At 68.9% G+C, this 21,148-nt stretch carries 20 protein-coding genes; 17 read left to right on the top strand and 3 right to left on the bottom strand.

The window, feature by feature from the left end:
• From E1266_RS22985 to E1266_RS22975, 3 genes are all read left to right on the top strand, one after another.
• Positions 1-233, top strand: a 233-nt coding sequence (locus E1266_RS22985) for a hypothetical protein (protein WP_207945863.1), incomplete at its 5' end; no start/stop codon positions are given.
• A 162-nt stretch (positions 234-395) separates the two neighbouring features.
• The gene (locus tag E1266_RS22980; protein ID WP_132050223.1) at positions 396-2,174 is read left to right on the top strand and encodes a sigma-70 family RNA polymerase sigma factor; all 1,779 of its coding nucleotides are present in this window, start codon (positions 396-398) and stop codon (positions 2,172-2,174) included.
• Between the two features lie 163 nt (positions 2,175-2,337).
• Entirely contained in the window at positions 2,338-3,561 is a 1,224-nt protein-coding gene (locus E1266_RS22975; RefSeq protein WP_243718734.1) for an NlpC/P60 family protein, read from the top strand.
• Between the two features lie 190 nt (positions 3,562-3,751).
• On the opposite strand, the gene E1266_RS22970 is transcribed toward E1266_RS22975, so the two are convergent.
• A complete protein-coding gene (locus E1266_RS22970; RefSeq protein WP_132050219.1) occupies positions 3,752-4,243 on the bottom strand; it encodes an inorganic diphosphatase in 492 nt (163 codons plus the stop codon).
• 259 nt (positions 4,244-4,502) lie between these two features.
• Between E1266_RS22970 and dacB the strand changes: the two genes are divergently transcribed.
• The 11 genes from dacB to E1266_RS22915 all read left to right on the top strand — a co-directional run bounded on the left by dacB (position 4,503) and on the right by E1266_RS22915 (position 14,840).
• On the top strand, positions 4,503-5,792 hold the full coding sequence (gene dacB / locus E1266_RS22965) for a D-alanyl-D-alanine carboxypeptidase/D-alanyl-D-alanine-endopeptidase (protein ID WP_243718732.1): 1,290 nt from the start codon (positions 4,503-4,505) through the stop codon (positions 5,790-5,792).
• A gap of 116 nt (positions 5,793-5,908) precedes the next feature.
• On the top strand, positions 5,909-7,018 hold the full coding sequence (locus tag E1266_RS22960; RefSeq protein WP_132050229.1) for a zinc-dependent metalloprotease: 1,110 nt from the start codon (positions 5,909-5,911) through the stop codon (positions 7,016-7,018).
• A gap of 75 nt (positions 7,019-7,093) precedes the next feature.
• The gene (gene tilS, locus E1266_RS22955; RefSeq protein ID WP_132050217.1) at positions 7,094-8,101 is read left to right on the top strand and encodes a tRNA lysidine(34) synthetase TilS; all 1,008 of its coding nucleotides are present in this window, start codon (positions 7,094-7,096) and stop codon (positions 8,099-8,101) included.
• A gap of 17 nt (positions 8,102-8,118) precedes the next feature.
• The gene (gene hpt, locus E1266_RS22950; RefSeq protein WP_132050215.1) at positions 8,119-8,682 is read left to right on the top strand and encodes a hypoxanthine phosphoribosyltransferase; all 564 of its coding nucleotides are present in this window, start codon (positions 8,119-8,121) and stop codon (positions 8,680-8,682) included.
• 355 nt (positions 8,683-9,037) lie between these two features.
• Positions 9,038-11,044, top strand: a complete 2,007-nt coding sequence (ftsH, locus tag E1266_RS22945; RefSeq protein WP_132050213.1) for an ATP-dependent zinc metalloprotease FtsH — start codon at positions 9,038-9,040, stop codon at positions 11,042-11,044.
• Between the two features lie 137 nt (positions 11,045-11,181).
• Complete coding sequence (gene folE / locus E1266_RS22940; protein WP_131986017.1) at positions 11,182-11,787, top strand: GTP cyclohydrolase I FolE; 606 nt, start codon at positions 11,182-11,184, stop codon at positions 11,785-11,787.
• A 243-nt stretch (positions 11,788-12,030) separates the two neighbouring features.
• Complete coding sequence (gene folP / locus E1266_RS22935; RefSeq protein ID WP_132050211.1) at positions 12,031-12,954, top strand: dihydropteroate synthase; 924 nt, start codon at positions 12,031-12,033, stop codon at positions 12,952-12,954.
• The gene (locus E1266_RS22930) at positions 12,951-13,388 is read left to right on the top strand and encodes a nuclear transport factor 2 family protein (protein WP_131986004.1); all 438 of its coding nucleotides are present in this window, start codon (positions 12,951-12,953) and stop codon (positions 13,386-13,388) included. The genes folP and E1266_RS22930 overlap by 4 nt, the downstream gene beginning before the upstream one ends.
• The gene (folB, locus tag E1266_RS22925; RefSeq protein WP_184889465.1) at positions 13,385-13,750 is read left to right on the top strand and encodes a dihydroneopterin aldolase; all 366 of its coding nucleotides are present in this window, start codon (positions 13,385-13,387) and stop codon (positions 13,748-13,750) included. Before E1266_RS22930 ends, folB begins: the two co-directional genes overlap by 4 nt.
• On the top strand, positions 13,747-14,334 hold the full coding sequence (gene folK, locus E1266_RS22920; RefSeq protein WP_132050209.1) for a 2-amino-4-hydroxy-6-hydroxymethyldihydropteridine diphosphokinase: 588 nt from the start codon (positions 13,747-13,749) through the stop codon (positions 14,332-14,334). Before folB ends, folK begins: the two co-directional genes overlap by 4 nt.
• The gene (locus E1266_RS22915) at positions 14,331-14,840 is read left to right on the top strand and encodes a DUF3180 domain-containing protein (RefSeq protein ID WP_132050207.1); all 510 of its coding nucleotides are present in this window, start codon (positions 14,331-14,333) and stop codon (positions 14,838-14,840) included. The genes folK and E1266_RS22915 overlap by 4 nt, the downstream gene beginning before the upstream one ends.
• Before the next feature lie 94 nt (positions 14,841-14,934).
• Here the strand turns inward: E1266_RS22915 and E1266_RS22910 are convergent, their stop codons facing one another.
• On the bottom strand, positions 14,935-16,083 hold the full coding sequence (locus tag E1266_RS22910; RefSeq protein ID WP_132050205.1) for an NADH-quinone oxidoreductase subunit D: 1,149 nt from the start codon (positions 16,081-16,083) through the stop codon (positions 14,935-14,937).
• A gap of 370 nt (positions 16,084-16,453) precedes the next feature.
• Here E1266_RS22910 and E1266_RS39510 point away from each other — a divergent pair, with 370 nt between their 5' ends.
• Positions 16,454-16,834, top strand: a complete 381-nt coding sequence (locus E1266_RS39510; protein WP_229808631.1) for a PH domain-containing protein — start codon at positions 16,454-16,456, stop codon at positions 16,832-16,834.
• Positions 16,835-17,055: 221 nt separating this feature from the next.
• A complete protein-coding gene (locus E1266_RS22900; RefSeq protein ID WP_243718730.1) occupies positions 17,056-18,372 on the top strand; it encodes a PH domain-containing protein in 1,317 nt (438 codons plus the stop codon).
• 135 nt (positions 18,373-18,507) lie between these two features.
• Here E1266_RS22900 and E1266_RS22895 read toward each other — a convergent pair whose 3' ends face one another.
• A complete protein-coding gene (locus tag E1266_RS22895; RefSeq protein WP_207945862.1) occupies positions 18,508-19,209 on the bottom strand; it encodes a polysaccharide deacetylase family protein in 702 nt (233 codons plus the stop codon).
• Between the two features lie 745 nt (positions 19,210-19,954).
• On the opposite strand from E1266_RS22895, the gene E1266_RS22890 reads away from it, so the two are divergent.
• Positions 19,955-21,112: an SGNH/GDSL hydrolase family protein gene (locus E1266_RS22890; RefSeq protein ID WP_243718729.1), complete on the top strand. Its 1,158-nt coding sequence runs from the start codon at positions 19,955-19,957 to the stop codon at positions 21,110-21,112.
• Positions 21,113-21,148: the final 36 nt, after the last annotated feature.

Below are 21,148 nucleotides of genomic sequence, written 5' to 3'. Positions count from 1 at the left end.
GTACCGAGGGGTCGGGGTGGGACGTGCATGTCACGCCGATGGTGGTCCTGCACGGGGCCCGCGTGGCGCGGGACGGTGTGGAACATGGGCGCGTGCCGTTCTGTGCGGCCAGGACGATCCCGCGTGCCATCGCGAGGGAGCCGGTCGTGTACACCAGCGCCCAGGTCGCGACCATTGCGGCGGCCGCCGAACGCCTGCTGCCGCCGATGATGGAAATCCTCGTTCCCGAGTGAAGTCCACTCCCAGATGCCCCTACTTCCGACGAATCGACCAAGTGCCTGCAATCGCGACACTCTACAAATCACTCTGCATATGGTGAGAATGGTGGTTGGTGGCCGAGTTTGATCTCTTGAATCTGCCAGTAAGGATGGCTTGAACCATTTACCTTCTGTGGCATGGACGTCCATCTTCTGGTCGAGGCGCTCCGTGAACGTGAACCGGACGCCCGGCCCGCCGTGTACGACGCTTATGCCGACCGCCTCTACGCCTACTGCTGGTTCCAGTTGCGGAACCGGGACGCGGCCCAGGTCGCGTTACGTGACACGTTCATCCTCGCGGACGCGCACGTCGGCAGGCTGCGCGACCCGGGCCGCCTAACGCCATGGCTCTATGCCATCGCCAGACTGGAGTGTGCACGCAGGCTGCCGCCCAGGAACCAGGCGCCGGACATGCCGATCGCCAGCCACGACCAGCAGGACGCCGACAGGCGCATCATCGCTTGGAACGCCGTCCTGGACCTGCCGCCGGACGCCCGGGAGATCCTGGAGCTAGGGGTGAGGCACCGGCTTTCGGTTCCCGACCTCGCCGCAGTGTTCGACGTGCCGCTGAAGGACGCGCAGACCACGCTCGAAGGCGCGCGCCGCTCCCTTGAAGAAGCGTTGACGGCCGAGGTACTCGCGTACCAAGGTCCTTACGGTTGTGCAGAACGTGCCGTGCTGCTGAGGCAAAGGCACGGTGGGCCCGTCCAGGACCTGAACCACCGGTTGATGGAGCATGTGGAGGAATGCGCTACATGCGCCGCCTTCCGTCCCCGGAACGTATCGGCCGCCAAGGTTTACGGGCTACTCCCGAAGGCCAGTCCTCCACCGGAGCTGCGCCTACGGGTGATGAGCTGCTTCCTAGACCCGGAACTGGTCGGCTACAGGCTTTTCGTCAGCGGCCGGGTCACCGAGTTCACTCCCGACGGGTTTCCCACCCAGGCCATGGAACCGGCGCGTCCGCCCCGGGCACCGAGTTCTGGTGGACCGTCGTGGCTGCGCCGCCTCCGGAGAGCGCTGTCCCCGCCAGAAGAGCTCGAGTTCAGGGCCCAAGCCGTCCGTGTCGCCATGGTGCTGGCTGTGGTGGCACTGCTGTCCGGCGGTGGGATCGTCTCCATCTACGGGCTCCTGGGCGCCGACAACGGTGACACTGTCGCCGGCCCTCACCCGACAGTGATTCCGGGCCACACACAGGAACCCGTGCCCGGACGGCGAACCCTTGGCCACCCGGAAAGTGTGGGCTATCTCAACACCGCCCCGGTGTCGGCCACTTTCCCGCTCGGCTCCAAGGTCTCGTCCGCACCGCCGACCGCCCTCTGGGCATCGCCCCCGGAGACCATGCCCACCAACGCGAACGTGGCCCTCCCTGTAGGGGCCTCGACCCGAGGCACCCTGGCGGTCTCCCCGCTCTTTCTCGACTTGGCGGGAGATTCGGACGGATGCATCGACCTACGGGCAGAAGGCGGACCTGTCACCTGGACGGCAAAGACCCAAGGTGCCCTCAGGGTCCACCCGTCGTCCGGACGCCTTGCGGCCGGTCAGAGCGTCACCGTGCGCGTGCATGTCTCGCGCCGGACCAATTCCAAGGGGAGCGGCACCATCACGTTCCAGCCCGGCGGGAGCCAGGTGCAGGTCACCTGGCGACCCGACGCCCCGAACCCGGACCCCACGCCGACCCCCGAACCGACACCGACGCGCTCTGACCCCACGGACCCGTCCACACCGCCGGGGACGCACCGTCCCGAACAGCCATCGCCTTCCAGAACGAAGTCGTCGTCCTCCGAACCACCACCCTCTGAGCCGTCGCCTTCCGCGCCACCGCCGTCCAAGACAGAGCCGGATCCTCCGCCGCCCGCAGCAGAGCCGGCGCCCACTACGCCGGCCTCTTCCGGGGCGAGCCCTACGTCCAGTTCCTGACTGGAGTGGCGCGTACCCACCCTTGCCTGACTCAACTACTCTTCGTAGGTGATCGTTTGCGCTAAGCAGTATCGCCTGGGGGGAGGACGTGCTCATGGCACCTGGTGCAGCAGAGGCTCGTCGCGCGTCCTCGCTTCCCCTCAGGAAATCCTCGTCCCGTGGCATGGCGCTACGAATGGTCGCCTTCTCCTCCACCGCGCTGGTCGGGATGAGCCTGCTGGCACCGGCCGCCTCCGCCCGTCCCAACGCCGCTGAGCCCTCCCCTAGCGCGAAGGACGTCGAACGCAGCGAGCAACAGGTCAGGGAACGGGCCGCCGAGGTCGGCCGGACGAAAGCCAAGCTCGCGCAGGCGGACGGCGAACTCCACCGGCTGGCCATCGCCGCCGCGGCGGCCGTGGAACGCTACAACGGCGAACGGCTCGCCATGCAACGCTCCCAGCAGGCCCATGGAGACGCCCAAGCGCGGATGGCGGTCGCGAACGAGAGGCTGGAGGAGGCACGCGCCGGGCTGGCTTCGCTCGCCGCTCAGCTCTACCGGAACAACACCGGCTACGACCAGATCTCGTCGGCACTCGTCGGGGACGGTGGGCCGCAGGGCTTCATGGACCGTGCCGCGATGGCGGAGATGCTCGTCAAGAGGCGCACGGCGATGGTCGGCCGCGTGGAGGCGTCCAAGAACGTCGCCGATGTGTTCCGCCGCCAGGCGGAGAAAGCGCTCGGTGAACAACAGGCGGCGATGGAGCGGGCCGAGGAAGCCCGCCAACTGGCGCAGCACGCGGTAGCCAGGCAACAGGAGTCCGTGCACCGCATAGAGGCGGAGAAGCGCCACCTGGAGCGCGGGCTTGGGGCCGCCCAAGCCCGAAGCGCTCAGCTCAAGCGCGCGCGGGAGCGCGCATCGGAGAAAGCGAAAGCACACGAAGCACGCGCAACCCTTGTCAGCCCAGGACGACCCGCCGCAGAGGGGCCGACCACCTCGGCTGCGCGGGGAGCGGCCGCGGTGCGGGCCGCGCTCAAGTGGCTGGGCACGCCCTACTCCTGGGGCGGGGGAACCACGGCCGGCCCTAGCTACGGCATAGCGCAGGGCGCCGGAATTCGCGGCTTTGACTGCTCGGGCCTGGCGATGTACGCGTGGCACAAGGCCGGAGTGGCCCTCGACCACTGGACTGGTACGCAGTGGACCTCGGGCCCACACGTCCCCATCGACGCGCTACGACGGGGTGATCTCGTCTTCTTCGCGAACGACACGTCCGACCCGGAGACCATCCACCATGTGGGCATCTACGTCGGTGAGGGCCAGATGGTGGAGGCGCCCTACACAGGCGGGCGGGTGCGCATGTCCAGCATTTACCGAGGGGACTTGATCGGTGCGACCCGTCCCTCCGGCTGACCGTGCGAGGAGTGTGGAATGCGGGTCCCCTTCCGCGCGGTCACCCGTGCGGAAGGGGTCCTCGCGAGTCGTGTCGCGCGGGCGCGGGAGCGGATCGGCGCCTCTCGCGACTCCGGGCCGCGTGCCCGGTACCGCCGGAGCGGTGCGGCCGGTCGGCCGAGCGGGGTCCGGCCGGCCGGGCGTGCGGCGCTCAGTGGGCGCCCTGGTCCGTCGCGCGCTTGAGGGACCGCTCGATCTCCAGTTCCGCCTCGACGCGCCCCACCCAGCTGGCGCCCTCGACGGACTTGCCCGGCTCAAGGTCCTTGTAGACCTCGAAGAAGTGCTGGATCTCCAGCCGGTCGAACTCGGCCACGTGGTGGATGTCGCGCAGGTGCTCCATGCGGGGGTCGGTGGAGGGGACGCACAGGACCTTGTCGTCACCACCGGCCTCGTCGGTCATCCGGAACATCCCCACGGCGCGGCAGCGGATGAGGCAGCCGGGGAACGTCGGCTCCTGCAGGAGGACCAGCGCGTCGAGGGGGTCGCCGTCCTCACCGAGGGTGTTCTCGATGAACCCGTAGTCGGCCGGATACTGCGTCGAGGTGAACAGCATGCGGTCGAGCCTGATGCGCCCGGTCTCGTGGTCCACCTCGTACTTGTTCCGCTGGCCCTTCGGGATCTCAATGGTGACGTCGAAATCCAAGATGTCCTCCGCTCCCTGCGCGCTGCAGTGAATAGTCTTTCGGGAACCCGTGGGCGAGGCCGTCCACACAGGGTGTTCCCTTGTCTAAGGATGTCGCACGTTGGTGAGTGCTGAGTGGGAGAGGGGCGGTCACGTGCCTGGACGGGGCCGTGCCCTCATGGTCCTGTCGCTGTCCCTCCTTAACGTTTTCACCGTCATCGCCGGGCTGGCAGTGGCCAAACTCACACCCGACCGTCACCTTTCCCCGCAGCCGCCGAGCGTGGCGGAGCGTGACCTGGTGCAGGCCGCCTCGGTGGCGATCCCGCCGGCCGATCCCGGGTCGGGTCCGCTGCCGGACGCGTCCACCCTGGCCGGACGGCTGTCGGGGATCATCGGCGGCCCCCGCGCGAAGTTGAACGCCGTGGTGATCGACGTGGCGACCGGCCGTCCCCTGTTCGAGAGGCAGGCCGACCGGCCCGCCACCCCGGCCTCGACGACGAAGCTGGTGACGTCGGTGGCGGCGCTTGCGTCGCTCGGGCCCGCGTACAGGATCACCACGCAGGTCGTGCAAGGCGCGGGTGGCCGAATCGTACTGGTCGGAGGCGGGGATACTACCTTGACGGCGCTGCCGCCGCGTCCTGAGGCAGGCCATCCGCCCTGGGCGTCGCTCCAGGAGCTGGCTCAGCAGGCGGCCACGGCGTTGAAGGCGTCCGGTGTCCAGCAGGTGCGCGTCGACTACGACGTGTCCGCCTACGAAGGTCCTCGCATGGCCGCCGGGTGGAAACCCAATTACGTGCCCGACGGTGAGGTCGCTCCAGTCGCCGCCCTGATGGTCGACGAAGGGCGTGTGTCTCCAGGAGATCCGTCCAAGCGGTCGCGGGTTTCCGATCCGCCTTCCGCTGCCGCGAAGCTCTTCGCACGATTCCTGTCCGAGAGCGGAGTGAGCGCGAAGCCGGGACGAAGGACGTTCGCGCAGGAAGGAGCGGCGCAGATCGGCGCCGTCCAGTCACCGCCGATGTCCGCGCTCGTGGAGCACCTGATGACCGAGAGCGACAACGACGTGGCCGAGGCGGTGGCCAGGCAGGTCGCCATCCACCTGGGGCGTCCGCCGACGTTCGCCGACTCCGCCCAGGCCGTGGTCCAGACCCTCGCCGGCATGGGAGTGACCACAGGGATCGCGCTCAACGACGGCAGCGGGTTGTCCACGCGCAACCGCATCACCCCCAAGGCGCTCGCCGAGATCGTCTCGCTCGCCGCAAGCGAGGACCACCCGGAGCTCCGCTCCGCCATCACGGGTCTGCCGGTCGCGGGGTTCTCCGGAACGCTGAGCCCTCCGCGCTTCACCTCGGCGCACAGCCAGCCCGGGGTCGGGACGGTTCGCGCCAAGACCGGCACGCTGGCGGGCGTCAGCACGCTGGCCGGGCTCGCCCAGGACGCGGACGGCCGGTTGCTCGCCTTCGCCTTCATGGCGGGGGACGGCGAGGGCCCGGTCGATCCCGGGAAGCTCGACCGGCTGGCGGCCGTCGTCGCCGCCTGCGGTTGCGGCAACGCGCCGTCGGCCGGGGGCTGAACCGGGTGTGGGGCCGGTCATACGGGAGATAACCAGGACGGTTGTTCGTTGAACGACCGTGCAGGGGCGCTCCGGCGCCGCGTCCGAAACGTACGGTGGAGTACATGAGCGCCTCAATGATCGACTGGAACGTGGCGGTCCAGGCCGGGACCCGGCTGGTCAGGCCGGGACCACAGGTCAGCCATGCCGAGGCCCGTGCGGCCGTGGCGGAGCTGCGCGAGCTGTCGAAGATCGCCCACGGCCATGTCCGGGACTTCACCGGCATGGCCTCCGAGCTCGATCCGGAGCCCGCGACGGTCGTGGACAGGCCCGGCTGGATCCGGGCGAACGTGGACGGCTTCCGCGTGGTGCTCGAACCGCTCATGGAGCAGATGTCGGCGCGGCGTGCGCCCGGCCCCCTCGGCGGTGCGGGCAACGTCATGGTGCAGGCCGTCGGCTCCCGCGTGACCGGCATGCAGGTCGGCGCGATCCTCGCGTACATGGCCAGCCGTGTGCTGGGCCAGTACGAGCTGTTCCTGCCGCCGGACCCGTCCGGCCGGGCACCGACCGGGAGGCTGACGCTGGTCGCGCCCAACATCGTCCATGTCGAGCAGGAGCTCGGTGTGGATTCGCGTGACTTCCGGCTCTGGGTCTGCCTCCACGAGGAGACGCACCGTGCCCAGTTCACCGGTGTCCCCTGGCTGCGCGAGTACGTGCAGGACCAGATGACCCAGTTCCTGCTCGCGTCCGACCTCGACCCAGGCGTCATGCTGGACCGCATCAGGGACGCGGCGGAGGCCGTCGCAGACGCCGTGCGTGGGGGCGACTCCAACCTCATCGACGCGATCCAGAGCCCGGAGCAGCGCGAGATCCTCGACCGTCTCACCGCGGTGATGACGCTGGTCGAAGGGCACGGCGACTACGTGATGGACGCGGTCGGCCCCGAAGTGGTGCCGTCGGTCAAGCAGATCCGGTCCCGTTTCCAGGGACGACGCGACGGTGGTTCCAGGCTGGACAAGACGATCCGGCGCCTCCTCGGCATCGACCTGAAGATGAAGCAGTACGCGGAGGGTTCGCGGTTCGTCCGCCGGGTCGTCACCGAGGTCGGCATGGGCGGCTTCAACCAGGTCTGGCAGTCGCCGGAGACGCTGCCCACCCACGATGAGATCAAGGAACCGGCTCTGTGGATGGACAGGGTCCTGGGTCCCCGCGCCATTGACGCCCCTACCGAGGCGAACGAAGCCTGACCCCAGCGACGGATCAAGCCCTGCCCCCTGGGCGTGCCGCGCGTATCGGGCGCCACGCGGTGGTAAAGGTTTTGCATGGGGCCTGATCCGGCGGTGGCCGCGGTACGTCTCGCGGTGCGCCGCGTCCTGGAGGAACTTCCCGAAGGGGCGATGGTGCTCGCCGCGTGCAGCGGAGGCGCCGACTCACTGGCGCTGGCCGGTGCGCTGGCCTTCGAGGCCCCCAGAGCGGGCCGCCAGGCCGGTGGTGTCACGATCGACCACGGCCTACAGGCCGGTTCCGGCGAGCGTGCCGACGCCGTAGTGCGAACCATGGCCGACCTGGACCTTGACCCCTCTGGCTCTATAGCGGTCACGGTGGACGGGACAGGCGGCCCAGAGAACGCCGCCCGAGAAGCCCGCTACACCGCTCTTGACGCGGCCGCAGAGCGGCTGGGAGCCGCAGCCGTCCTCTTGGGGCACACCCAGGACGACCAGGCCGAAACCGTCCTGCTCGGACTGGCGCGTGGTTCCGGAACCCGATCGCTGTCCGGGATGCCGGCCGAGTTCCGACGCCGATCCGACGTCCTCTATCTGAGGCCCCTCCTGGAGCTCGACCGTGCGACCACCCGCCGGGCATGCAAGGCGATGGGGTTGGACCCTTGGGACGACCCGCACAACGTCGACCCCGCCTATGCGCGCGTACGTGTACGCCATGAAGCGCTGCCCGTCCTGGAGAAGACGCTCGGCCCCGGTGTAGCGGAGGCGCTGGCTCGGACGGCGAAGATGCTGCGCGAGGACGCGGACTACCTAGAAGAGGTCGCCGCAAGGGCCTTCGCCGACCTGGTAGCCCCCGACGACGGGGAGCGCGTGGCCCTCCGCCTGGACGGGCTGAAGGAACAGCCCAGAGCCATCCGTACCCGGGTCCTGCGGATGGCGGCGCTCAAAGCGGGCAGCCCAGCAGGTACGCTCGCGGCCGTCCATGTCGATGCAGTGGAACGACTGGTCACGGCCTGGCGCGGGCAGCGTCACGTAGACCTGCCCGGGGGGGTACGGGCCGTTCGGCGGTATGGGAAGCTGCTCCTCGGCCGGACGGGCGAGGTCTGAACTATGAGGGTGTGGTTGTGGACGAGAAGGACCTGGGCACGGACCTGGCGAAGGTGCTGATCCCCGAAGAGGACCTGCAGGCCAAGGTGCGGGAGCTCGCCGAGCAGATCGACGCCGACTACGCGGGCAAGGACCTTCTGCTGGTGGGCGTCCTGAAGGGCGCCGTCATGATCATGGCGGACCTCGCACGGGCCCTGCACACGCCTGCCTCGATGGACTGGATGGCCGTCTCGTCCTACGGCTCGGGGACGAAGTCCTCAGGGGTCGTGCGCATCCTCAAGGACCTCGACACCGACATCCTCGACCGGCACGTCCTGATCGTGGAGGACATCGTCGACTCCGGCCTGACCCTGTCGTGGCTGGTGAGCAACCTGCGTTCGCGCGGTCCCGCCTCGCTGGAGATCTGCGCGCTGCTGCGCAAGCCGGAGGCGGTCAAGGCCGACGTCGACGTGAAGTACGTCGGGTTCGACATCCCCAACGAGTTCGTCATCGGCTACGGACTCGACTACGCGGAGAAGTACCGGAACCTGCCGTTCGTCGGCACGCTCGCCCCGCATGTCTACGGCGGGGACGGCGCATAGATAAGGCCTCTGCACAGAGGCCCGTATACCGTGCAGCCTGGGGGATACGAGCCGTCTCCAGGGAACAAGGGACCGTGACGAATCGTTGCAAAGGTCGTTGACGGGTATATGGAGGGGATGCAGGAGAACGGCGTCGGCTGCGTCTTCTGCGCCCTGCGGTGTACCGTCGGTGTCCCGGCCCCTTGGGTCGGGGAGCCACACGCGGGAAGCCGCTGCGATGGGTCCGGAGCCCCCGGGTGACGGACTCCTCGTGAGTCTTACTGTTGGTCGCCCCGGCATCCGTCCCCCGGGACGGACGAGGATCGTACACAGACGTTGATCAGGAGGGACGGGCCCCGGAGGGGTAACCGGATAAATGGACGTGAAGCGCTACTTTCGCGGGCCGCTGCTGTGGATCCTGCTGTTCGGCCTCCTGGTCGCCCTTCTCATGTGGGGCATCAACCCTGGCCCTTCCTACGAGAAGGTCGACACCTCGAAGGTCGTCCAGGAGATCAACGCGGGACAGGTGAAGTCCGCCAAGATCATTGACAAAGACCAGCGAATCGAGCTGACGCTCAACAACGGTGAGCACCAGCAGACGTCCTGGGTCGGGGGCCAGGGGCACCAGCTCCAGCAGGCGCTGCAGAAGCAGGCCGACGAGGGCAAGCTCTCCGGTGGCTACGACGTCGAGGTCCCGCAGCAGAGCTTCCTGATGAGCCTGCTGTTCAGCCTGTTGCCCATCATCATCATCGTGCTGATCTTCCTGTTCATCATGAACCAGATGCAGGGCGGCGGCTCGCGGGTGATGAACTTCGGCAAGTCCAAGGCCAAGCTCATCACCAAGGACACCCCGAAGACCACCTTCGCCGACGTGGCCGGCGCGGAAGAGGCCCTTGAGGAGCTGGAGGAGATCAAGGACTTCCTCCAGAACCCGGCCAAGTTCCAGTCGATCGGCGCCAAGATTCCCAAGGGCGTGCTCCTGTACGGCCCGCCCGGCACCGGTAAGACGCTTCTGGCGCGCGCCGTGGCGGGTGAGGCCGGGGTGCCGTTCTACTCGATCTCCGGTTCGGACTTCGTGGAGATGTTCGTCGGTGTCGGCGCCTCCCGCGTCCGCGACCTGTTCGAGCAGGCCAAGACCAACGCCCCCTCGATCATCTTCATCGACGAGATCGACGCCGTCGGCCGGCACCGCGGCGCGGGTCTCGGCGGCGGCCACGACGAGCGCGAGCAGACCCTCAACCAGCTCCTCGTCGAGATGGACGGCTTCGACGTCAAGGGCGGCGTGATCCTGATCGCCGCGACGAACCGCCCCGACATCCTCGACCCGGCGCTCCTGCGCCCCGGCCGGTTCGACCGCCAGGTCACCGTGGACCGCCCGGACCTGGAGGGCCGCAAGGGCATTCTCAAGGTGCACGGCCGCGGCAAGCCGTTCGCCCCGGACGTCGACCTCGACACGATCGCGCGCCGCACCCCCGGCTTCACCGGCGCCGACCTCGCCAACGTGATCAACGAGGCCGCGCTGCTCACCGCGCGCTTCGACCGCAAGCTGATCGACATGGACACCCTCGAGGAGTCCATCGACCGCGTCATGGCCGGGCCGGAGAAGAAGACCCGGGTGATGTCGGAGAAGGAAAAGAAGATCATCGCCTACCACGAGGGCGGGCACGCTCTGGTGGCGCACGCGCTGCCGAACTCCGACCCCGTGCACAAGGTGACGATCCTTCCGCGTGGACGGGCCCTGGGCTACACCATGACCCTCCCGATGGAGGACAAGTTCCTTACCACCCGCTCGGAGATGACCGACCAGCTCGCCATGCTGCTCGGCGGGCGCACCGCGGAGGAGCTCGTGTTCCACGAGCCGACGACGGGTGCGGCCAACGACATCGAGAAGGCCAGCGCGATCGCCCGCAAGATGGTGACCGAGTACGGCATGAGCGAACGCCTCGGCGCGCGCAAGTTCGGCTCCGGTCAGGGCGAGGTCTTCCTCGGGCGCGACATGGGGCACGAGCGTGACTACTCGGAGGACATAGCGTCCGCCATCGACGACGAGGTCCGCCGCTACATCGAGGCCGCGCACGACACGGCGTGGGAGATCCTCATGGAGTACCGGGACGTCCTGGACGAGCTGGTGGTCAATCTCATGGACAAGGAGACCCTCTCCAAGGACATGGTGCTGGAGATCTTCGCGCCGATCGAGAAGCGGCCGCACCAGAACTCCTACACCGGCTACGGCAAGCGTCTCCCGTCCGACCGTCCGCCCATCCTGACGCGCAAGGAACTGGCCCTGATGGGCCCGCAGGAGGTCACTGACCTGACCAAGGGCAACGGCCAGAGCGGCGGGGTCGGCGCGGAGGTCAAAGACCCGACCCAGGGCGAAAGCTGATCGCCTTGGCTGAACCGCAAGACGAGACGTCGGCGAATCGCGAACCTGGGGGCGGGACTCCGTCCCCAGGGTCGTCACTCGGTTCGCCGAAGGGTCTGCAGTCGGAAGAGGCCGCGAAGGACGCGGGACGTGCGTTCATCGAGGGCGAGGCAAGCATCCTGGAAGAGCCGCCAGGCTTCGATCACGCGCGGATCGAGAAGGCGGTACGCGAGATCCTGATCGGCATCGGGGAGGACCCCGACCGGGACGGCCTCCGCGAGACCCCCGCCAGGGTGGCGCGGGCGTACGCCGAGCAGTTCGCCGGCCTGCGGCAGACGCCGGAGGACGCCCTCACCACGGTCTTCGACGCCGACCATGAGGAAATGGTCCTGGTCAAGGACATCGAGGTCTACTCCGTGTGCGAGCACCACCTGGTGCCCTTCCACGGGGTGGCCCACGTGGGCTACACGCCCAACAAGAAGGGTCAGATCACCGGCCTGTCGAAGCTGGCGCGGCTGGTGGACGTGTACGCGCGTCGCCCCCAGGTCCAGGAACGGCTGACAAGCCAGGTCGCGGACGCGCTGATGCGGGTGCTGGAGCCGCGGGGCGCGATCGTGGTGATCGAAGCAGAGCATCTGTGCATGACCATGCGCGGAGTGCGGAAGCCGGGCGCCAAGACGGTCACGTCGGCGGTGCGCGGCGACTTCCGTGATCACGCGGAGACGCGGTCCGAGGCGATGAGCCTGATTCTCGGTCGCTACTGACCGTCCGCCCCGACTCGGGGCACCGAACCACCTGAAAGGGCCTCAGCGGCGCGCTGAGGCCCTTCTGCTGCCACCGGGCGAGCAACCGGGCGGCCGGAGTGACGGAACGGGACGGCGTGCGGCGCGTGCCGGGTGTGACGACGGCGCGTGTTCGAGGGCGGGCGCCGGGTGTCACGAGGTCCGGAAACGGCGCCGAAGGCGCTGCGGCAACGGGGTTGAGATCAAGGCATAGGGTTGGGTGTTATGACCAGTGCCGTCGTTCCGGGCCTGCCCTCCCCAGGGCGGTGCCTCGTCATGGGCGTGGTCAACGTCACCCCGGATTCGTTCTCCGACGGCGGCGCCTGGTTCGATCCGGACAAGGCCATCCGGCACGGCCTCGACCTTGTCGCGGAGGGCGCCGACATCGTGGACGTGGGCGGGGAATCCACCCGGCCTGGCGCGCAGCGTGTGTCACAGGACGAGGAACTGCGTCGCGTGGTGCCCGTCATAGAGGCGCTCGTGGCCGAGAACGTTCCGGTGAGCATCGACACCATGCGCGCCGAGGTCGCAGAGGCCGCGCTGGGTGTCGGAGCCCGGCTGGTGAACGACGTCAGCGGCGGCCTTGCCGATCCGGCGATGCCGCGGGTGGTCGCCGCTACGGGCGTCCCCTACGTGGTGATGCACTGGCGGGGGCACAGCCATGACATGCAGACGCGTGCCATCTACGCCGACGTGGTCCGTGAGGTGCGCGACGAGCTGCTGCGCAGGGTCGACGCGGTGCTCAGGGAGGGCGTCGACCCCTCCATGATCGTGCTGGATCCCGGGCTGGGGTTCGCCAAGAGTCCCGAGGCCGGGCACAACTGGTCGCTGCTGGCCCACCTGGACGCCTTCACGCGTACCGGGCATCCGGTCCTGGTGGGCGCGTCCCGCAAAGGGTTCCTGACCAGGTTGCTCGCCGCTCCCGACGGGACGCCGCGCCCGTTCGGCGAGTGCGACGACGCCACCGTGGCCGTGACGTCCCTGGTGGCGGCGGCCGGTGCGTGGTGCGTGCGCGTCCACCGCGTCCGGCCCAACGCGGACGCGGTGCGTGTGGCGGCCGCCATGCGCGCGGCGCGTCCCGCCCATGAAGAGAGCTTCGGAAAAGCCGCGGCGGACGGTCGCGCAGAACACGGGAGTCCCCGCCTATGAGCCGTGCCGTGAACCGCGCCGACGTGGACGAGGTCCACGCCGAGTTCTACGCCGCGTTCGAGGCCGGTGACTTCGACCGCATGTCGGACGTATGGGCTGACGGCCCGTACGCGGACGGCGTCTCCTGCGTGCACCCCGGATGGACGATGCTGCGCGGGCGTGAGGAAGTGCTCCGTTCGTGGGCGCTCATCATGGCCAACACGACCTACATCCAGTTCGTGCTCACCGACGTCGAGACCGACGTGTACGGCGACCACGCGGTGGTGACGTGCAAGGAGAACGTCCTCACCGCCGACGAGGACACAGAAGCGGGTTTCCTCGCCGGCGGAAGCATCGTGGCCACGAACGTGTTCGTCCGGTCGGAGGGCGAGTGGCGGCTTCTGCTGCACCATGGCTCGCCCGTCCTCAACGTGGTGGATGCAGAGGAAGAATGAGCTTGGACCACATCGAGCTGCGCGGCCTGCGCGCGCGCGGCAGGCACGGATGCCTGCCCGCGGAACGCGAGCTGGGACAGGAGTTCGTGGTGGACGCCGTCCTGGGGCTCGACACCCGTCCGGCGGCCGCCGGGGACGACCTCTCGCGTACCGTCGATTACGGAGCACTCGCCGGCCGCCTGGTCGCGGTCATCGAGGGGGAGCCCGTCAACCTCCTTGAAACGCTCGCCGACCGGCTGGCGACAATATGTCTGGAAGATGCGACGGTGAGCGAGGTCGAGATCACCGTCCACAAGCCGAGCGCCCCGGTGCCGCACCCCTTCACGGACATCGCCGTGAAGATCAGGAGGAGTCGCCCATGACAGCGTCCGACCGCATGCCCGACCGCACCGCCACCGGCGGCCACATGCTGGTCCAGCACCGCGTCGTTTTCTCGATCGGCAGCAACCTAGGCGACCGCCTGGACAACATCCAGGAGGCGGTGGACGCGCTGTTCGACGCACCGGGCCTGCATTTCGTGGCGTTCTCCCCGGTCTACGAGACCGCGCCGTACGCGCCGCCCGGCGAGACCCTCCCCGAGCAGGGCGACTTCCTCAACGTCGTCCTGGTGGCCGACACCCGCCTGCCCCCGGAGAACCTCCTCGAACGGGTCCTGAACATCGAGACGTCGATGCGCCGGGAGCGCGTGGTGCGCTGGGGTCCCCGCACGCTCGACATCGACATCGTCGTCTTCGGCGACGTCACGTCCGACGACCCCGATCTCACGCTCCCGCACCCCCGCGCGCACGAGCGGGCGTTCGTGCTCGTCCCCTGGGCCGACATCGAGCCGGACGTTCTGCTGCCGGGGCACGGCCGCGTCGGCGACCTCGCCCAGGCCAAGCAGTCGGAGGGTGGTCCGTCGGCCGTTCGCCGCCGGGAGGACCTGGTCCTTCAGCAGCCTGCATGAAACCGTCCCGGCCGCTGTTCCTCATCGCCCTCGTGGTCGTCGTCGCGGTGGTCACCTGGGCGGTGCTGCGCTCCGCCTACATGTCGCTGCCCCCGCTGCCGTGGACGGCTGTGCCGACGCTGCTCCTGCTCGCCCTGGGCGAGGCGTTCACGGGCCTGAACGTGCTGCGCCGCCTCCGCAGTAAGCCGGACGAGCGCTACCGCCCCCAGCCCGGCCGGAAGCCGCCGCCGAAGCCGCTGGAGCCCATGGCGGTGGCCCGGCTGGCCGCCCTGGGCAAGGCGAGCGCGCACTCCGCGGTGGTCATCGCGGGCGTGTTCGGCGGATTCGCCGTCAGCCTGACCTCGTCCCTCGACAAGGCGACCCCCCGCCACGACTTCTTCGTCAGCGGTGGCACTTTCCTGGCGGCGGTCGTCCTCGTGGGGGCCGCGGTCTTTCTGGAGTACGCGTGCCGCGTCCCCAAGGGCCCGGACGATGAGGAACAAGGCCGGGGCGCCTCTCGCGCGTGATTCAACCCGGGCCTGCTTGGCTCGCTTGCACTCGCTGCGTGACCTGACGGCGGGCTCGCCTAGGGCGTCGCCTCACCGCCAGTGTCCCTACCGGCTATTTGTCGATGTCGCCTACGACGAAGAACATGGAGCCCAAGATGGCGATCATGTCGGCGACCAGATTGCCGGGCAGGAGCTCCTTCAGGACCTGGATGTTGTTGAACGACGCGGACCGCAGCTTCATTCGCCACGGGACCTTCTCCCCGCGGGACACCAGGTAGTAGCCGTTGATGCCCAGCGGGTTCTCCGTCCAGGCGTAGGTGTGGCCCTCCGGGACCTTCAGCACCTTCGGCAGCCGCTGGTTGATGGGGCCGGGGGGAAGTTCGGCCAGGCGGTCCAGGCAGGCGTCGGCGAGGTCGAGGGACGCGTGGACCTGGTCGAGCAGGCACTCGAACCGTGCGAGGCAGTCGCCCTCGGACCGGGTGACCACGCGGACGTCGAGGTCGCCGTAGGCGAGATACGGCTCGTCCCTGCGCAGGTCGAAGTCCAGGCCGGACGCGCGCGCGATGGGGCCTGACACCCCGTACTGCAGGATCTGCTCTTGGGTGAGTACTCCTACGCCCCTCGTCCGCGCACGGAAGATCTCGTTGCCCATGATGATGTCGTCGATGTCGCCCATGCGGGCACGGACGTCGGAGACCGCGGTCCGCGCGCGCGCCGTCCAACCGGCGGGGAGTTCCTCTTTGAGCCCTCCGACCCGGTTGAACATGTAGTGCATCCGCCCGCCGGAGATCTCCTCCATGACGCGCTGCAGCACCTCACGCTCACGGAACGCGTAGAAGACCGGCGTGATGGCGCCCATCTCAAGGGGATACGAGCCGAGGAACATCAGGTGGTTGAGGATCCGGTTGAGTTCCGCCAGCAGGGTCCTCGTCCATACGGCGCGTACCGGGACCTCCATGCCGAGCATGCGTTCCACGGCGAGGACGACGCCGAGCTCGCTGGAGAACGCCGACAGCCAGTCATGACGGTTCGCCAGCACGATGATCTGCCGGAAGTCGCGGACCTCGAAGAGCTTCTCCGCCCCGCGGTGCATGTAGCCGACGATGGGTTCGGCCGCCGAGATGCGTTCGCCGTCCAAGGTGAGCCTGAGCCGGAGCACACCGTGCGTGGACGGGTGCTGGGGACCGATGTTCAGGGTCATGTCCTCGGTGGCGAGCTCCTTGGCGCCCGCACCGATCCCTACGATCCGTTCGGTGGTCATGGTCGCGCCTCCGCAGCTCCGATCACGGCTTCATGGTCGCATGGCGAGCGGTACTCGTTATCCGGTTGACTAGGGGGCGATGAACGCGAGCCATGGCGAACCGCCTTACGAGCCCGCCGCCAACCCTGGACAGCAGGGAGCGGCGCACCCGCCCTCGCCGTCGGGTCAGGGGCATGGCGGTCGACCGCCAGGCCAACCCGGTCAAGTACCGGCACACTACCCGCCGCACCAGCCGCCGTCCGGACCGCCCGTCTATCAGGCGGACCAGGCGTTCGCCCCTGGCGGCGGCCTCCAGTGGTCGCCCATTTCCAAGCGCCACGGCTGGCACAGACTCCTCACCGCGATTCTCTGGGCGATACCGATCGGCGGTGTGGGCGCGTTCATCGTGTGGGGCAACGGTGGCCTCGTACCGGCCGTCATGTGGGTCGCCGCCGTCGGGCTGGCGGTCGTCCTCGCGTGGCTGTTGGCCGAACTGGACCGCCGCACGTACGGGTACGTCGAGCGTGCGGACGACCTCATCGTCACTCACGGAGTGTTCGTCAGGCGCCTCATCGTCGTCCCGTACGGGCGCATGCAGTTCGTGGACGTCACGGCTGGGCTGCTGGAGAGGTGGATGGGCATCGCCACCGTCCGGCTGCACACCGCCGCGGCGGCGACGGACGCGACCATCCCGAGCCTGCCGACCGCTGAGGCCGCCCTCCTGCGCGACCGACTCGCGCAGAAGGGCGAGGAACGGAGCATGGGGCTATGAGCGGCCCCTACGGCCCGCCCGGGCCACCCGGGCCTTATGGCCCGTACGGTCCGCAAGGCCGTCCGGGACCTCCAGGTCCTCCGCGGCCTCCTGGACCCCAGGGGCCTCCTTACGGCCAGCGTCCACCGTATGGACCGCCGCCTGGTCCGCCCCCCGGTCCCCCTTACGGGCCGCCTCGTCCTCCGTACGGTCATGCCCCTCCACCGGGCTACCGGCCACCGGTGCGGTTCTCGGAGGGCACGCACAGGCTCCACTGGGCGACGGTGCCGCTGCGCGCGTTCATCTTCCTCATCATCTACTTCGTCCTGCTCGGCTTCCCGCTGCTGCTGACCCAGACGGAAGACGGCATCGTCCTGGCGCTTACCCCGGACGTGCTCGCCAGATTCCTCATCGTGACCATCCCCGCGGGGTTGATCGCTGTCGGAACCGGGCTTTGGACGTGGCTCGCCCTGCGCTTCCGTGTCGACGGTGACGACCTCGTCGTCGAGACCGGTCTGCTGCGTAAGAACAAGCGCCGGATTCCGCTTTCGCGCATCCAGGCCATCGACCTCGTCCGTCCCCTGGTGACACGGGTGTTCGCGCTGGCCGAGGTGCGGGTCGAACTGGCCGGCGGGGAGCGGAGCGAGATCGCGCTGCGCTACCTCGGACGCCACTCCGCCCAGCAGTTGCGCGCAGAACTCCTCGCCCTCGCCGCGGGTCTCCCCGGCCAGACGCCCGAGGCCCCCGAACGGCACGTGTGGCGCGTCCCCTTCGGCACGTTGCTGGCGTCCCTGATCCTGCGACTGCCCGTGCTTGGCACGTCCCTGCTCTTCTTCGCGTCCCTCCTGTTCCTGCTGATGTACGCGGAGGGCGGCATCCTGGCCGTCACCATCCCGATCATGCTCGGGCTCATCCGGGCGGTGATCGCGCCATTGGTGATGTACGCCAACTTCACGGTCGCCATGTCGCCGGACGGTATCCGCCTCCGCTACGGCCTCCTGGAGACACGGATGCAGACGCTTCCTCCGGGACGCGTCCAGGCGGTCAGCATCATCGAACCGGCGCTCTGGCGCACTCTCGGCTGGGCCCGGATCGAGGTCACCGTCGCGGGGTACGCGGGTGAGCGCCAGGCGTTGTCCTCCACGCTCCTGCCCGTCGCGCCCCGGCACGTCGCCATGCACCTGGTCTCCCAGGTGTTCCCCGGGACGAACATTGACGCCGTGTCCCTCATCCCGGCGTCCTCAAAGGGGGTGGCGATCGATCGGGCGGACGGCGCCGGAACCGACGATGTGGTCTTCGTGGCCCGGCACGGCTGGCCCTGCCGCCGCACCGACGTGATCGCCCACGCCCGGGCGCAGTCGGTCCGGCTCACGGTGAACCCGTTCCAGCGTCTCCTCGGCCTCGCGACCGTCCACGTGGATGCGCCCCCGGGGCCCGTCCAGGTCGCGGCCGCCGACCGGGATCTGGGCGAGGCCCGCGCGATCGTCGAATCGACCGCCCGCCGTGCCCTCGCCGCCCGCCGGTCGGGCGGCGGGGATCCGACCCGCTGGGCGCGCTGAGGAGTTATCCACAACCTCGCGTTCCTCTTCCCGGCGCTGCCGGGACCCCCGAGCATGGAACCCGGTCGGCCCGCTCGTGGCCGGGGGGCGGGCCGGCTCCACGACGCCCCGGCCGGAAGGCGCCGGACGTCGGGGTCACGGGGCGACCGCGATCGCGTGGAAGGGGGTGTCGCCGAAGGCGACCTGGCGTGGAGTGAAGGCGATCTTGCCGGGGTGGAGTCCGCGGTCGCGCAACTCGCTGATGATCTGCGGAAGAGCGTCGATGGACGCCTGCGCCCAGTCGTGCATCAGGAAGATGCCGCCGGGGCGGAGCGTGCGGGCGGCGGCCACGATCTGGGCCGGGGTCGCTCCGGCCCAGTCTCGGGAGTCGACCGTCCAGAGCACCTCGAGCAGGTTAAGGCGTGCTTCAGCAGCTCTGACCTGCTCATTTGTCTCGCCATAGGGCGGCCGGAAATGCGAGGGCCACTCGCCGGTGATCCGATGCAGGATCTGCTGGGCACGGAGGATCTCCGCGAAGGAGGCGGGTTCGGCGATGTCAGGGAGGTGAAGGTGCGTCTCGGTGTGGTTGCCGATCCACATTTGTGCCTCCTGCTGGGCGCGCACTAGGTCGGGGCGGGCTTCGGCGTGGTCGCCCCGGTTGAAGAAGGTGGCCTTGGCGCCGGCGGTCAGCAACCTGTCCAGCAGGGTCGGCAACGTCGCCGGCGTCGGCCCGTCATCAAAGGTGAGCGCGACATACCCGCTGAGGTCCTCACGCCCCGCATCCAGGTGGGAGATTCCCGGTTCACCGCACGCGGTGTCAGCCGAGGCGGCGGACCACGACGCCGACAGCCGGTCCACCCCGGGGTGGGAGGGCGGTTCAGGTGGCGGGGACGCTGAGGTCGCTCCATGCGGGGCAGGCGCATTGGGTGGCCTGGTCGAGTGCATGGGGTGCGGCGCCGAACGGGAGGTAGCCGACGAGTCGGCATGTTCGCGGAGGTTGCGGCGCGGTGCTAGGGCGGCTGGAGACATTGCGCGGAACATCTCCCTGCGAAACATTTCGAAAAACTCTCGGCGGATTGATCGGTACGGTACGCCCGATCCGTACACATGGTCAATGGGCATCTCCCCATACCTCTAGAAGGCTGCCAGCCTTGCGTCCCTGTCCATCCGGAGGTTCGTCGGCAAGGTGTGGCGCATGGAAAGGAGTTGATCCTTGACGGACTGATTGTGGCGACGTACGTTCTTCGGGAATTCGAAATACTTCGAAAGTTTTCGAACTCCCTATCCCGTTCGCGGAGTCGATCGGAGACCCGTGGTGAGACGCTCCCGTCCAAGATCATTACCGCTGACCCCATCCCTCCGGAGCCGCCGGCGGACGCTTCAGGCGGGCGCACCCGCCGTCCGGGGACACGAAGCGTCCATGCGTGGCCGGCCGGCCGCCCTCGCGGTACTTGTGGCGGCCCTCGTGCTGGCATCGTTCTCGCTCTCCGCCCCGGGCGCGGAAGGGACGCCCCGTGCGGCCGAAGGCCGGGCGGCACCGAGGATTCATGGCCACTGGGTCGACACGTGGGTGTCGATGCCGCAGCTGACCGAGCCTCACAACATGCCGCCACCACCGTTCACGCAGGACGATGTCGTGCTCAAGGACGCCACGCTGCGCCAGACCATCCGCGTGGCGGTCGGTGGACGCAACATCCGGCTCCGGTTCTCCAACGCGTTCGGCGGTGCGGACCTGCCCATCACCAGGGTCTCGGTGGCGCTGCCGGACGGCGGGCAGGCGGGCGTCGACTCGATCCAGCCCGGTACGTCACGTCCGGTGACCTTCAACGGCAAGCCGTCGGTCGTCATCCCGGTCGGTGCGCAGATGGTCACCGATCCGCTGAACTTCCCGGTAGCGCCCCGGTCCATCCTCACCGTGACGCTCTACCTTGCGGAAGGACAAGCGTCCACCGACATCACGTCTCACCCCGGGTCCAGGACCACGTCCTACCTGCTGGCCGGAGACCATGTCGAAGACACCGAGCTGCCTGGGGCGACCGGGACGGACCACTGGTACTTCCTCAGCGGTATCGAAACGTGGGCCAAGCCTTCGACCGCGGCGGCCGTCATGCTGGGCGACTCGCTCACCGACGGGCGGGGCTCGACGACCAACATGAACGACCGCTGGCCGGACCGGCTGCTGGACCGTCTGCAGTCGCATCCGGCCACGTCCGACATCGCGATCGTGAACCAGGCCGCTGGCGGCAACCGGGTCCTCAATGACGGGCTGGGCCCCAACGTCCTCGCGCGCCTGGACCGGGACGTGCTGGCGCAGAGCGGCGTCAAATGGCTGGTCGTCTTCGAGGGCGTCAACGACATCGGCACCGCCGAGGCCACCCCGGCGGCGCAGAAGGAGGTCGCCGACAGGCTGATCGCGGCCTACGAACAGATCATCGTCCGTGCCCACGCGCAGGGCATCCGCGTGTACGGAGCAACGCTCACGCCGTTCGGCGGCAACACCATGTACGACGACGAGAACGGATACCGCGAGGAGGCCCGCCAGACCGTCAACGACTGGATCCGCAGCAGCCGCCGCTTCGACGCGGTCATCGACTTCGACCGCGCCGCACGCGACCCGGCCGAACCACGACGCCTGAACCCGGCCTTCGACACCGGCGACCACCTGCACCTGAACCCCGCCGGATACAAGGCCCTGGCGGACGCAGTCCCGGCCCGACTCTTCCAACACAGGCCCCTGCCCCCGACCTTCGGCTTCAGATGAGGACGATGCACACCCCCCGTGGGAGGGGAGTCGGGG

Source organism: Actinomadura sp. 7K534 (assembly GCF_004348575.1).
GTDB lineage: Bacteria > Actinomycetota > Actinomycetes > Streptosporangiales > Streptosporangiaceae > Spirillospora > Spirillospora livida.
The sequence above is the reverse complement of the archived record's forward strand: the minus strand, read 5'-3'. Positions and strand labels throughout refer to the sequence as shown.

Excerpts from the sequence above, each read along its gene's own strand:
- E1266_RS22980 (WP_132050223.1), top strand. The coding sequence starts at position 396 with ATGGACGTCCATCTTCTGGTCGAGGCGCTCCGTGAACGTGAACCGGAC.
- E1266_RS22975 (WP_243718734.1), top strand. The coding sequence starts at position 2,338 with ATGGCGCTACGAATGGTCGCCTTCTCCTCCACCGCGCTGGTCGGGATG.
- E1266_RS22960 (WP_132050229.1), top strand. The coding sequence starts at position 5,909 with ATGATCGACTGGAACGTGGCGGTCCAGGCCGGGACCCGGCTGGTCAGG.
- tilS (WP_132050217.1), top strand. The coding sequence starts at position 7,094 with ATGGGGCCTGATCCGGCGGTGGCCGCGGTACGTCTCGCGGTGCGCCGC.
- ftsH (WP_132050213.1), top strand. The coding sequence starts at position 9,038 with ATGGACGTGAAGCGCTACTTTCGCGGGCCGCTGCTGTGGATCCTGCTG.
- folP (WP_132050211.1), top strand. The coding sequence starts at position 12,031 with ATGACCAGTGCCGTCGTTCCGGGCCTGCCCTCCCCAGGGCGGTGCCTC.
- E1266_RS22930 (WP_131986004.1), top strand. The coding sequence starts at position 12,951 with ATGAGCCGTGCCGTGAACCGCGCCGACGTGGACGAGGTCCACGCCGAG.
- folB (WP_184889465.1), top strand. The coding sequence starts at position 13,385 with ATGAGCTTGGACCACATCGAGCTGCGCGGCCTGCGCGCGCGCGGCAGG.
- folK (WP_132050209.1), top strand. The coding sequence starts at position 13,747 with ATGACAGCGTCCGACCGCATGCCCGACCGCACCGCCACCGGCGGCCAC.
- E1266_RS22915 (WP_132050207.1), top strand. The coding sequence starts at position 14,331 with ATGAAACCGTCCCGGCCGCTGTTCCTCATCGCCCTCGTGGTCGTCGTC.
- E1266_RS22910 (WP_132050205.1), bottom strand. The coding sequence starts at position 16,083 with ATGACCACCGAACGGATCGTAGGGATCGGTGCGGGCGCCAAGGAGCTC.
- E1266_RS22890 (WP_243718729.1), top strand. The coding sequence starts at position 19,955 with ATGCCGCCACCACCGTTCACGCAGGACGATGTCGTGCTCAAGGACGCC.